At 55.8% G+C, this 12,950-nt stretch carries 10 protein-coding genes; 7 read left to right on the forward strand and 3 right to left on the reverse strand.

Annotation, left to right across the window (positions count from 1 at the left end; all coding sequences use genetic code 11):
• The first annotated feature begins 12 nt into the window (after window positions 1-12).
• Together H5P17_RS00950 and H5P17_RS00955 are read left to right on the forward strand one after the other, a co-directional pair.
• Window positions 13-2,889, forward strand: coding sequence for a valine--tRNA ligase (locus H5P17_RS00950; protein WP_182820828.1), 2,877 nt, complete (start codon window positions 13-15; stop codon window positions 2,887-2,889).
• 201 nt (window positions 2,890-3,090) lie between these two features.
• The gene (locus H5P17_RS00955) at window positions 3,091-3,594 is read left to right on the forward strand and encodes a GNAT family N-acetyltransferase (protein WP_182820830.1); all 504 of its coding nucleotides are present in this window, start codon (window positions 3,091-3,093) and stop codon (window positions 3,592-3,594) included.
• A 47-nt stretch (window positions 3,595-3,641) separates the two neighbouring features.
• On the opposite strand, the gene H5P17_RS00960 is transcribed toward H5P17_RS00955, so the two are convergent.
• Window positions 3,642-4,631, reverse strand: coding sequence for an acyltransferase (locus H5P17_RS00960; RefSeq protein WP_182820832.1), 990 nt, complete (start codon window positions 4,629-4,631; stop codon window positions 3,642-3,644).
• Between the two features lie 352 nt (window positions 4,632-4,983).
• On the opposite strand from H5P17_RS00960, the gene H5P17_RS00965 reads away from it, so the two are divergent.
• Complete coding sequence (locus H5P17_RS00965; RefSeq protein WP_182820834.1) at window positions 4,984-6,591, forward strand: GMC family oxidoreductase; 1,608 nt, start codon at window positions 4,984-4,986, stop codon at window positions 6,589-6,591.
• A 24-nt stretch (window positions 6,592-6,615) separates the two neighbouring features.
• On the opposite strand, the gene miaE is transcribed toward H5P17_RS00965, so the two are convergent.
• Together miaE and rraB are read right to left on the reverse strand one after the other, a co-directional pair.
• Window positions 6,616-7,380 (reverse strand): tRNA isopentenyl-2-thiomethyl-A-37 hydroxylase MiaE, encoded by a 765-nt coding sequence (gene miaE / locus H5P17_RS00970; RefSeq protein ID WP_182820836.1) that lies wholly within the window; start codon window positions 7,378-7,380, stop codon window positions 6,616-6,618.
• Window positions 7,381-7,479: 99 nt separating this feature from the next.
• Complete coding sequence (gene rraB, locus H5P17_RS00975) at window positions 7,480-7,908, reverse strand: ribonuclease E inhibitor RraB (protein WP_020825014.1); 429 nt, start codon at window positions 7,906-7,908, stop codon at window positions 7,480-7,482.
• A 163-nt stretch (window positions 7,909-8,071) separates the two neighbouring features.
• Between rraB and argF (H5P17_RS00980) the strand changes: the two genes are divergently transcribed.
• The 4 genes from argF (H5P17_RS00980) (at window position 8,072) to argF (H5P17_RS00995) (ending at window position 12,871) form a co-directional block, all read left to right on the forward strand.
• Entirely contained in the window at window positions 8,072-9,091 is a 1,020-nt protein-coding gene (argF, locus tag H5P17_RS00980) for an ornithine carbamoyltransferase (RefSeq protein ID WP_182820838.1), read from the forward strand.
• 601 nt (window positions 9,092-9,692) lie between these two features.
• On the forward strand, window positions 9,693-10,913 hold the full coding sequence (gene arcA / locus H5P17_RS00985; RefSeq protein ID WP_182820840.1) for an arginine deiminase: 1,221 nt from the start codon (window positions 9,693-9,695) through the stop codon (window positions 10,911-10,913).
• Window positions 10,914-10,930: 17 nt separating this feature from the next.
• Window positions 10,931-11,848: a carbamate kinase gene (gene arcC, locus H5P17_RS00990; RefSeq protein ID WP_182820998.1), complete on the forward strand. Its 918-nt coding sequence runs from the start codon at window positions 10,931-10,933 to the stop codon at window positions 11,846-11,848.
• 18 nt (window positions 11,849-11,866) lie between these two features.
• Window positions 11,867-12,871, forward strand: coding sequence for an ornithine carbamoyltransferase (gene argF / locus H5P17_RS00995; protein WP_182820842.1), 1,005 nt, complete (start codon window positions 11,867-11,869; stop codon window positions 12,869-12,871).
• The last annotated feature ends 79 nt before the right edge of the window (window positions 12,872-12,950 follow it).

Consider the following 12,950-nt stretch of genomic DNA (forward strand, 5'->3'; position numbering starts at 1 on the left):
CAACGATATAAAATGGAAAAGACAAACAGTCATCTCGATACCGCATACGACCCGAAAGAGATCGAACAGAAGCTGTACGATCACTGGGAAAACCAGGGTTACTTCAAGCCAAACGGTGATACCAGCCAGGAAAGCTTTTGCATCATGATCCCGCCGCCGAACGTCACCGGCAGCCTGCACATGGGTCACGCCTTCCAGCAGACCATCATGGACACCATGATCCGTTACCAGCGCATGCAGGGTAAAAACACCCTGTGGCAGGCCGGTACCGACCATGCCGGTATCGCCACCCAGATGGTGGTTGAGCGCAAGATCGCCGCAGAAGAAAACAAAACTCGCCATGACTATGGCCGCGATGCGTTCATCGACAAAATCTGGCAGTGGAAAGCGGAATCCGGCGGCACCATCACCCGCCAGATGCGTCGCCTCGGCAACTCCGTGGACTGGGAGCGCGAGCGCTTCACCATGGACGAAGGCCTGTCCAACGCGGTACGCGAAGTGTTTGTCCGTCTGCACAAAGAAGATCTGATCTACCGTGGCAAACGCCTGGTGAACTGGGATCCGAAACTGCGCACCGCCATCTCCGATCTGGAAGTGGAAAACCGCGAGTCCAAAGGCTCCATGTGGCACCTGCGCTACCCGCTGGCTGACGGCGCCAAAACTGCCGAAGGCAAAGATTACCTGGTGGTCGCCACCACCCGTCCGGAAACCGTGCTCGGTGATACCGGCGTGGCGGTAAACCCGGAAGATCCGCGCTACAAAGATTTGATCGGCAAAGAAATCATTCTGCCGCTGGTGGGCCGTCGCATCCGCATCGTCGGTGACGAGCACGCCGACATGGAAAAAGGCACCGGCTGCGTGAAAATCACCCCGGCGCACGACTTTAACGACTACGAAGTCGGTAAACGTCACGGCCTGCCGATGATCAACATCCTGACTTTCGACGGCGATATCCGCCAGGAAGCGGAAGTGTTCAACACCCTCGGCGAAATCTGCACCGATTACTGCAACGAAATCCCGGCCCAGTTCCGTGGCCTGGAGCGTTTCGCGGCGCGTAAAGCGGTGGTTGCCGCCTTTGAAGAGCTGGGTTTACTGGAAGAGATCAAACCGCACGACCTGACGGTGCCTTACGGCGACCGCGGCGGCGTGGTGATCGAACCTATGCTGACCGACCAATGGTACGTACGTACCGCACCGCTGGCGAAAGTGGCGGTGGAAGCGGTTGAGCAAGGCGAAATTCAGTTCGTGCCGAAGCAGTACGAAAACATGTACTTCAGCTGGATGCGCGACATTCAGGACTGGTGTATCTCTCGTCAGCTGTGGTGGGGTCACCGTATCCCGGCCTGGTACGACGTGAACGGCAAAGTCTACGTTGGCCGCAGCGAAGAAGAAGTTCGCAGCGAAAACAACCTGGGTGCCGACGTGGTGCTGACTCAGGACGAAGACGTGCTGGACACCTGGTTCTCTTCCGGCCTGTGGACCTTCTCTACCCTGGGCTGGCCAGAGCAGACCGACGCGCTGAAAACCTTCCATCCGACCAGCGTGATGGTCAGCGGCTTCGACATCATCTTCTTCTGGATTGCGCGCATGATCATGCTGACCATGCACTTCATGAAGGACGAAAACGGCAAGCCGCAGGTTCCGTTCAAAACGGTCTACATGACCGGTCTGATCCGCGACGACGAAGGGCAGAAGATGTCCAAGTCGAAAGGCAACGTGATCGACCCGCTGGACATGGTTGACGGCATCTCGCTCGAAGACCTGCTGGAAAAACGCACCGGCAACATGATGCAGCCGCAGCTGGCGGAGAAAATCCGCAAGCGCACCGAGAAGCAGTTCCCGAACGGCATCGAGCCGCACGGCACCGACGCCCTGCGCTTCACCCTGGCGGCGCTGGCCTCTACCGGCCGTGACATCAACTGGGACATGAAGCGCCTGGAAGGCTACCGCAACTTCTGTAACAAGCTGTGGAACGCCAGCCGCTTCGTCCTGATGAACGCGGAAGGTCAGGACTGCGGTTTCAACGGCGGCGAGAAAGTGCTGTCGCTGGCGGACCGCTGGATCCTGGCCGAATTCAACCGTACGGTGAAGGCTTACCGCGAAGCGCTGGACACCTACCGCTTCGATCTGGCCGCCAACATCCTGTACGAATTCACCTGGAACCAGTTCTGTGACTGGTACCTGGAGCTGACCAAGCCGGTCGTGAGCAACGGCAGCGAAGCGGAACAGCGCGGCACCCGCCACACGCTGATCACCGTGCTGGAAGCCCTGCTGCGCCTGGCGCACCCGGTGATCCCGTTCATTACCGAAACCATCTGGCAGCGCGTGAAAACCCTGACCGGCGAAACCGCAGACACCATCATGCTGCAACCCTTCCCAGAGTACGACGCCGCGTTGGAAGACGCGCAGGCGCTGAACGACCTGGAGTGGATCAAGCAGGCGATCACCGCGGTGCGTAACATTCGCGCTGAGATGAACATCGCCCCAAGCAAACAGCTGGAAGTGCTGCTGCGCAACTGCAGTGCCGACGCCCAGCGTCGCGTGCAGGAGAACCAGAGCTTTATCGAGCGTCTGGCGCGTCTGGAGTCTATCGCCCTGCTGCCTGCGGGTGACAAAGGCCCGGTATCGGTCACCAAACTGGTGGACGGCGCCGAGCTGCTGATCCCTATGGCCGGCTTTATCGATAAAGACGCCGAAATCGCGCGTCTGTCGAAAGAGATGGGCAAGCTGGATGCAGAAATCGCCTCGATCGAAGGCAAGCTGGCCAACGAAGGCTTTGTGGCGCGCGCGCCGGAAGCCGTGGTCGCCAAAGAGCGCGAACGTCTGGCAGCCTGCAAAGAAGGCAAAGTGAAGCTGCAGGAACAGCAGGCGACCATCGCCGCGCTGTAATCTTTCGGTTCACTGCCACAGTTGAAAAACAGCGGGGATTTCCCCGCTGTTTTTTTATCGCCGTTGCATCCGGCCCGCTTTAGATGTTATTACAAGATATTGCTGCATGGACGCCGCCGAGATACAAACTCGGCGCGTTTTTGTCTGCACAAAAAACGATATTCCGGAACCCTTCGGGTTCTTTTTATGGCGAGTGTAACTATGACAACAGCAACCCCAGTACGTCTTCTGGTGCGCCCAATAACGGCTGACGACAACGCCGCTATTGCTAATGTCATTCGCGAAGTCTCTGCCGAGCACGGCCTGACGGCGGACAAAGGCTATACCGTTTCCGACCCCAATCTGGACGTCTTGTATCAGCTCTACAGCCTGCCCCGCAGCGCTTATTGGGTGATAGAAGTCGATGGCCGGATTGCCGGCGGTGGCGGCGTGGCCCCGCTGCAGGGCGGTGACGACGATATTTGCGAATTACAGAAAATGTATTTCCTGCCGGTTTTACGCGGCCAGGGCCTGGCAAAACGCCTGGCGCTGCAGGCACTGGAGTTTGCCCGTCAACAGGGCTTCCGCTGTTGTTATTTGGAAACCACCGCCAGCCTGATGCAGGCCATCGGCCTGTACGAGCATCTGGGCTTCGAGCATATCGACCACGCTATGGGCACCACCGGCCACGTCGACTGCGAAGTCACCATGCTGAAAACGCTTTAATCTTGCCGCTGCGCCCGCGGTCATCACGGGCGCAGCATTCAACGTCCCTACGCCGTTACCCTGCCCTTGATCGCCAGCTCAATCCGGCTCAGCACCAGGCTGGTCAGGTAGGACACCACAATCAGCAGCAGCAGGATCAGCGGCGTGTAGCGCGGCGCAAAAATCAGCTTTTGGGTGAAGTAATAGCAGTAGAAGCTGTGGGTCAGCCACATGTACATCGAATGCTTGCCCAGCTCGCCCACCGCCCGATTCACCGTGCTGCCCAGCCCGTCTGCGGTTTTCATCATCGCGATGATAAACAGCGGCGTCACCAGCAGCAGCCCCGGATTATGGGCGACGATAAACACCGCCACCGTCACCATCAGCAAGATCAGCGGATGGGTGCGGCTCAGGGTAACAATCAGCTTCGACAGCCAGAAGTCCGCCGGCATGTGTTTGCTGCGGCCAAACACCATGCCAAAACCGAAAGGCAGTAGCCAGGTGCAATATTCGATCAGGATTTCAGGCGCCCAGGCGAAATACTGTAACCCTCTTCCGCACAGCGCCGCCAGAACCAGCAGCCCCAGCAAAGGGTAGATATTCAGCCGTGATAACAGCGGCAGAGAAAGCACGTACAGCACATAGAGTTTGAAGAACCACCACTCGCTGTTATACGTGGATTTAATGCCAATCAGGTTTTCGAGAAACAGCGGCAGGGAAAGGCTATACCTTTCTCCGGGAAAGAAGAAAATGCCGATGGGGACAAAGATAAATAACACTATCCAATAGCTGATATATAAATTCTTCAGCTTGCCCCAGATATAGTGGAACGACACTTCTTTTTTCAGCGAAAACCCGTAACCGGACAGAAACAGAAACATCGAAACGCAAATCTTGCCGAACAGACCAAGATACATTTCAAGATCAACGCTGTTAACAATATGATAGACCGGGATATCCGGGCTAATTCGGATCGGGTAGGCAAACAGGTGATGGATCAGCATCAATATGATGGCAATCCCTTTTAAATAATTAGATTTATTAATCGAAATGTCCATATTTCTTAATATCTTATCCAACCACAGAGTGGCTCATCATATAGCAGCATTTTTGTGCTGACATCCTCTTTCCCGCTCGGATAAATCTCATATTTAATATTCCGTTTAGAAACAATGCGCCGGATATTTATCACCACATATTTTTCGCGCCGGCATCATCACAGCCACGCAATATCGCAAAAATATTAATATGAACATTTTATTTTTTATTTATAAAAATCAATTAATTAATAAAAATTAAAAACAATTTATGTGATATTCATTAATAAATTAACGATTTGAAATTGACCTGCCGTCCGCTTGCGATACTCTGCCATGACAGGCTCATGCCGTAATCGCACAGGGAGCAGTCATGTCGGAAAATGCTTTTGATTACATCATTGTCGGCGCAGGGTCCGCCGGCTGCGTACTGGCAGCGCAGTTGATCCGCCGCACTCAGGCGCGGGTGTTACTGCTGGAAGCCGGTGGCGACGACAATAATTTATTCATCAAGATGCCGGCCGGCGTGGCGAAAATCATCGCCAAAAAAAGCTGGCCCTACGAAACCGAACCCGAGCCGCACGCCAACAACCGCCGCATGCAGATCGCCCAGGGCAAGGTGTTGGGCGGCAGCAGCTCGGTCAACGGCATGATCTATATTCGTGGCCAGCGGCAGGATTACGACGAGTGGGCCGAACGTTACGGCTGCGTCGGCTGGGGCTATCAGGATGTGCTGCCCTATTTCAAACGTGCCGAGGCCAACGAGAGCCTGTCCGATACCTATCACGGCGGTGAGGGCCTGCTGCCGGTCAGCGAGAACCGCTACCGTCACCCGCTCAGCATGGCGTTTATCCGCGCCGGCCAGGAGCTGAACCTGCCCTACCGCAACGATTTCAACGGCGACAGCCAGCACGGCGTCGGCTTCTACCAGACCACCACCCATAACGGCGAACGCGCCAGCACCGCACGCACCTACCTGAAAGCGGTGCGTAACGACCTACGCCTGGTGGTGAAGCTGAATGCGCTGGTTCATCGGGTGGTGCTGGACAACAACGTTGCCACCGGCGTGGTGTATAGCCAAAACGGCGGTGCCGAAGTCACCGCGCATGCGGCAAAGGAAGTGATCCTCAGCGCCGGCGCGCTCGGATCGCCAAAGATCCTGATGCTGTCCGGCATTGGGCCACGCGAACATCTGCAACAGTTGGGCATAACGCCGATCGCCGATCTGCCGGTGGGCAAGAACTTCCACGATCATCTGCATATGTCGATCAACGTCAGCACCCGGCAACCGATCAGCCTGTACGGCGCCGATCGCGGGCTGCAGGCGCTACGCCACGGTACCGAATGGCTGGCGTTTCGCAGCGGCGTGCTGAGTTCCAACGTGCTGGAAGGCGCCGCCTTCACCGACAGCCAGGGTGACGGCCGGCCCGATGTGCAGATCCACTTCCTGCCGATGCTCGACAGCTGGGACGACGTGCCCGGCGAGCCGCTGCCCAATATCCACGGTTTCACGCTCAAGGTCGGTTATCTACAGCCCAAGGCGCGAGGGGAAGTCCTGCTGCGCAGCCGCGATCCGCGCGATCCGGTGAAGTTGCACGCCAACTACCTCGGCCATCCGGAAGATCTGGCCGGCAGCGTGCGCGCGGTGAAGTTCGGCCTGCGCTTCCTGCAAACCGCGGCCCTCAAGCCGCTGATCAAAGACCTGCTGATGCCGCAGCCGGCATGGTTGAACGATGAGGCCCAGTTGGAGGAGTTTGTGCGCAACTTCTGCAAGACTGTGTATCACCCGGTAGGCAGTTGCCGCATGGGCCAATCGCCGCAGGACTCGGTGACCGATCTGCAACTGCGGGTGCACGGTTTTGAGCGACTGCGGGTGATCGACTGCTCGGTGATGCCGCAGGTCACCAGCGGCAATACCAATGCGCCGACCATTATGCTGGCGGAAAAAGCGGTGGACTTACTGCTGGGCGCACCGGCGTAACTTATTTGCGCGGGCGCCCGGCTATCAGGCGAAGGCGGGCACGCCGCTGTGGAAGCGGAACTCGCTGTCCGGCGTTTGAATAAGCTCTGCTTCAATGCGGCCGAAATGAGCCACCCGCTCACTGATGTCGCCGCCGGCTATCTGCTCGGCAAGCTGCAGGTAATCCTGATAGTGGCGCGCCTCGGAGCGCAGCAGCGAAACGTAGAAACGGTTTAACTCATCGTCCAGATGCGGTGCCAACCGGGCAAAACGCTCGCAGGAGCGGGCTTCGATATAGGCGCCGCAAATCAGTTTATCAATCAGCGTGGCCGGATCGTGGGTGCGGATCTCGCGGATCATGCCTTTGGCATAGCGGCTGGCGGTGATCTTCTTATACGGGATCTGTCGCACCAGCATGATCTCCAGCACCTGCGAAAAATGGTGCAGCTCTTCTTTGATCAGCAGCACCATCTTGTCCGCCAGATCCTGGCCGTAGGCCGAGCCGTTCTTGGGCAAGATCTTGCGGGTGAAATTGTTTTGCTGGAACAAGGCTTCCGGCACGCCCTGCGCTTCATGCAGAAACGCTTCATAAGGCCTTAGCAGCGCCAACAAGGCATCGCCGCTCTCCTTGTCTGCCACGTAACGGCGGATCAGCCACATGCCGGTCTGTGCCGCTTTCAGCTCGCACACCATATGGTCGGTCAGCAACAACGGCAGGTTTTCCGGACGACGGGCGGCGTCAATCCAGGCGTCTGGGGTTTCGCAGTGCAGGAAGTTTAAAATGGGGGCTAACAGGGATTGGTATTTCATCTGCTTCAACTGCCCTATGCATTTCAAGTTACCGCTAGCGCAGCGGCTTGAAAGACGGCGGGATAGGCGGGGCCGGCGAGCGCCGGCCCACAAGATTAATTAATGGCGTTTACCGTCGTCGTCTTCGTCGATGAAGTCACCTTCTTCTTCGTCGTCGTCACCTTCTTCGCCGTTCGGATCTTCAAAGTAGGTGCCCCAACCGTCGTAGTTGACGCCGCAACGTGCCGCCAGCGCCACCAACTGCTCTACCTGAGTGTCGATCAGCTCGGCGTTCAGGCCGATTTCGCTGATCACGTCACAGCACATCACCAGGGTACCGTCTTCCACTTCCAGCTCTTCAGCGTCGGTCACTTCGTAGCCCAACTTGAAGGCTTCAACGGCGGCCTGCTCCAGCACTTCAAACTTCTCAGCAGAAAGGTGGTGTTCGATGGTGTAGAGCGCTTCCGGATCGCTGCCGTCTTCCAGCAGTTCTTCGATGATCAGGCGGGTCTCTTCACGTTGTTCTTCTAGCTGTTCGCGGTTTGCCATGCCTATATCCTCAAGTCAAATGGCCTGTATTCCTTCTATTTTCACACACCGTCGGCATTGCTTCCACGATAAACGTGAAAGATTTCTACCGCGGGGTTGAAATTGAATATTCATACATATAAAGTGAATTTTAATTCAATAACAACAAGCAGGATACACGGCAATGAGTAGCATAAACCCGTTCTACAAACGTCACTTCCTAAGGTTAATGGATTTCACCCCGGCGGAGCTTCAGGCGCTGCTGCAGCTTTCGGCCGAGTTAAAGCAGGCCAAGCGGAAAGGCCAGGAAACACGCCACCTGCAGGGCAAAAATATTGCGCTCATCTTCGAAAAAGACTCGACCCGTACCCGATGCTCTTTCGAAGTTGCCGCTTTCGATCAGGGTGCTCAGGTCACCTATCTGGGCCCAAGCGGCAGCCAGATCGGCCATAAAGAGTCGATGAAAGACACCGCCCGGGTGCTGGGCCGGATGTATGACGGTATTCAATACCGCGGCTATGGTCAGGCGCTGGTGGAAACCCTGGCCAACCATGCCGGCGTGCCGGTGTGGAACGGGTTGACCAACGAGTTCCACCCGACCCAGTTGCTGGCGGATCTGCTGACCGTACAGGAGCACCTGCCGGGCAAGCCGCTGAGCGAGGTGAAGCTCGCCTACCTTGGCGACACCCGCAACAACATGGGCAACACCCTGCTGGAAGCTGCCGCCCTGGCGGGCATGGATCTACGGCTGGTGGCACCGAAGGCCTGCTGGCCACAGCCGGAGCTGGTCGCGGAGTGCCAGGCATTGGCAAAACAGACCGGCGCCAAGATCACCCTGACCGAAGACATTGCCGAAGGGGTAAAGGACGCGGACTTCCTGTATACCGACGTGTGGGTATCGATGGGCGAGCCGAAAGAAACCTGGCAGGAGCGTATCGCGCTGCTGAAGCCTTATCAGGTCAATATGGCGATGGTGAAACTGACCGGCAACCCGAACGTCAAATTCCTGCACTGCCTGCCGGCGTTTCACGACGACCAGACCACGCTCGGTAAGCAAATGGCCGAACAATACGGGCTGCACGGCGGCATGGAAGTGACCGATGAAGTGTTCGAATCCGCACACAGCGTGGTGTTCGATCAGGCCGAGAACCGCCTGCACACCATCAAGGCGGTGATGGTCGCCACCCTGAGCGAAAGCCTGTAACCATGACCTCCCCGGGTGGGGGCTCTCCCCACCCCACAACCTGACTGATTAACTATTTCCCTTTATCTCCCCGCACAGCGGATTTTTATGCACCCTAAGCGCCTAATTCTCCCCAACCTTGTAAAACCGCTGATGCTAACGGCTTGTTTGTTGGTCAGTAATAAAATTTAATCCCACGGCGTCACAAAAATAAAAAACCATCCTCTGTCACAATCAGGAATAAAAATTCAAAGAAATTTACCTTCGAACGGATATTAATTTTTCATTAATGAATAACCTTGCCACCATGAAAATAAAACACATAAATTACAATAAATTAGACAACAAACCATTAATCTAAACATACGTTTATATGAATAATTAACGTGACATTCGAGTATTAATGCATTTTGGAAGATATAATTTCCAACAAAACAATGATATTGGTCAACTGATAATTAATTTCACCACCCATCCTATATCAATGTGATTTCCGTCACAAAACACCTCAGGACAATGTTTATTATCAGCGGCAACGGAACGGCACCCATTCTCATTAAGTGAAATAAACCCTTTATTTCATTCCGTCTGATATTACCTGGATCTGATAATAGGAAATGACATGAATAGGAATTATGTAGGTTCTGAAATAGGCCAATTACGCAGCGTTATGCTGCATCGCCCTAATTTAAGCTTAAAACGATTAACCCCTTCTAACTGTCAGGAATTATTGTTCGATGATGTATTATCCGTCGAACGTGCCGGTGAGGAACACGATATCTTTGCCCAAACGTTACGGGCGCAAAATGTAGAAGTCTTGCTGCTGACTGATTTGCTGACCGAAACCATGAGCATTCCCGCCGCCAAGCAGTGGCTGCTGTCGGCGCAGGTTTCTGATTTCCGCTTGGGGCCTTCATTTGCCGCCGATATTCGCGGTTGGCTGGGGGATTTGCCCGACCGCCAGTTGGCACGCCATATGACCGGTGGCCTGACTTATGAAGAAGTCCCGGACAGCTTCAATAATATGGTGGTTGATACTCATCAGGGCACCGACTTTATTATGAAGCCGTTACCTAACCATTTATTCACCCGCGATACCTCATGCTGGATATATAACGGGGTGTCTATCAACCCAATGGCAAAAGCGGCACGCCAGCGTGAAACCAATAATCTGCGCGCCATTTATAAATGGCATCCTTATTTTTCCAAGGGTGATTTCACCACTTATTTCGGCGATGAAGAACGTAATTACGATCATGCCACGCTGGAAGGCGGCGACGTATTGGTCATTGGCCGCGGTGCCGTATTAATTGGCATGTCGGAGCGCACCACGCCACAAGGGGTGGAATTCCTGGCGCAGGCGTTGTTCAAATCCCATCAGGCAGAACGTGTTATCGCACTGGAATTGCCTAAGCACCGCTCCTGCATGCATCTGGACACCGTCATGACCCACATCAACCTGGATACCTTCTCGGTCTACCCGGAAGTGGTGCGCAAAGAGTCGCAGTGCTGGACGCTGACGCCAGACGGTAAGGGCGGCCTGCATCGTCAACAGGAAAAACACTTCCTGACCGCTATCGAACGCGCTCTGAACATCAGCCAGGTGCAACTCATCACCACCGGCGGCGACAGCTTCGAGGCCGAACGTGAACAGTGGAATGACGCCAATAACGTGCTGACCATCCGACCTGGCGTAGTGATCGGCTACGAACGCAATACCTGGACCAATGAAAAATACGATAAGGCAGGCATCACCGTACTGCCAATCCGGGGTGACGAGCTGGGCCGCGGCCGCGGTGGCGCTCGTTGCATGAGTTGCCCACTGGAACGCGACGACATCTAACCCCGACGGAGTAAAACATCATGACTAAACCCACAGTGGTGGTTGCCCTGGGTGGGAACGCCCTGCTACGTCGTGGAGAACCGCTTGAGGCGGATATCCAACGTCGCAACATCAAACTTGCCAGCCGCCAAATCGCTGCGTTGACAGAAAACTGGAACGTGGTGCTGGTGCACGGCAACGGCCCACAGGTTGGCCTGCTGGCGCTGCAAAACAACGCCTATTCGCAGGTGGCCCCTTACCCGCTGGACGTCTTGGGCGCGGAAAGCCAGGGCATGATTGGCTACCTGCTACTGCAGGAGCTGAAAAACTGCCTGCCGGATCACCAGATCAGCGCGCTGCTGACCCAGGTCGAAGTTGATCCTGACGACGTTGCCTTCGGCAACCCCAGCAAATATATCGGGCCGGTCTACGACCAGAAAGCCGCGCTGGCGCTGAGCCTGGAAAAAGGCTGGACCATCAAACCGGACGGTAAATATTTCCGCCGCGTGGTGCCCTCACCCAAACCACTCAACATCATCGAAACCGACGCGATTAATGCCCTTATCGCGCAGGGGCATCTGGTGGTCTGCGCCGGTGGCGGCGGCATTCCGGTATTACGCCGGGAAGGCCGTTTGGAAGGCATAGAGGCGGTGATCGACAAAGATCTGTCCGCCGCTTTCCTGGCAGAGCAGATCGGCGCTGACGCGCTGCTGATCCTGACCGATGCCGACGCGGTGTATCTCGATTGGGGCACGTCGCAACAGCGCGCGCTGGACAAGGTAACCCCGGACGATCTGGCCGGCATCACCTTCGACGCCGGCTCCATGGGGCCGAAGATCTCGGCCGCCAGCCATTTTGTACGCTATCGCCAGGGCATCGCCGGTATTGGCGCGCTGCAGGACGCCACCCGCATCCTGGCCGGTGAGAAAGGCACATTAATTACCCCAACAAATTGAATAAACAGGAATCTGATCATGAGCATAAACTTACGTCACCGCCATTTTCTAAAACTGCTGGATTTCAGCAGCGACGAGATCCAATCCCTGATCGATCTGGCCTTTGCGCTGAAAAAAGCCAAATACGGCAATGTCGAGCAGCAACGGCTACGCGGTAAAAACATTGCGCTGATCTTTGAAAAAACCTCCACCCGCACCCGCTGCTCCTTCGAAGTTGCCGCTTTTGATCAGGGCGCCCGGGTCACTTACCTCGGCCCAACCGGCTCACAGATCGGTATCAAAGAATCGATGAAAGACACCGCACGGGTGCTGGGTCGTATGTATGACGGCATCGAATACCGCGGCTTTGGCCAGCACATCGTCGAAGAGCTGGCGGAATTTGCCGGAGTACCGGTCTGGAACGGCCTGACCGACGAATTCCACCCTACGCAAATCCTGGCCGACCTGATGACCATGCTGGAGCACGCGCCGGGTAAAGGCCTCAATCAGATTTCCTTCGCCTACCTTGGTGATGCGCGCAACAACATGGGCAACTCGTTAATGGTTGGCGCCGCCAAAATGGGCATGGATATCCGTTTGGTGGCACCTAAGGCCTTTTGGCCGGACGAAGCCTTGCTGGCGCAGTGTGCCGACATCGCCCGCGATACCGGTGCGCATATCACCGTAACCGAACGGGTGGATGAAGGCGTGAAAGGTGTCGATTTCCTCTATACCGACGTATGGGTATCGATGGGAGAACCGAAAGAGGCCTGGGCGGAACGCGTTAACCTGATGCAGCCCTATCAGGTCAATGCCGCGGTGCTGAAAGCCACCGGCAATCCGCAGGTTAAATTCATGCATTGTCTGCCGGCCTTCCACAACGAGCAGACCAAAGTGGGTAAGGAAATTGAACTCGCCTATGGCCTGAAAGGGCTGGAAGTCACGGATGACGTGTTCGAGTCGGCCCACTCCATTGTATTCGATGAAGCGGAAAACCGCATGCACACCATCAAGGCCGTGATGGTCGCCACCCTCGGCGACTGATTGGCGACGCGGCGGCATCGTCTGCCGCCGCGTCCTCTCAACCTATGAATCATTATTTTCCTGCTGCCCTGCGCAGCTG

Source organism: Serratia sp. OS31 (assembly GCF_014164835.1).
GTDB lineage: Bacteria > Pseudomonadota > Gammaproteobacteria > Enterobacterales > Enterobacteriaceae > Serratia > Serratia liquefaciens_A.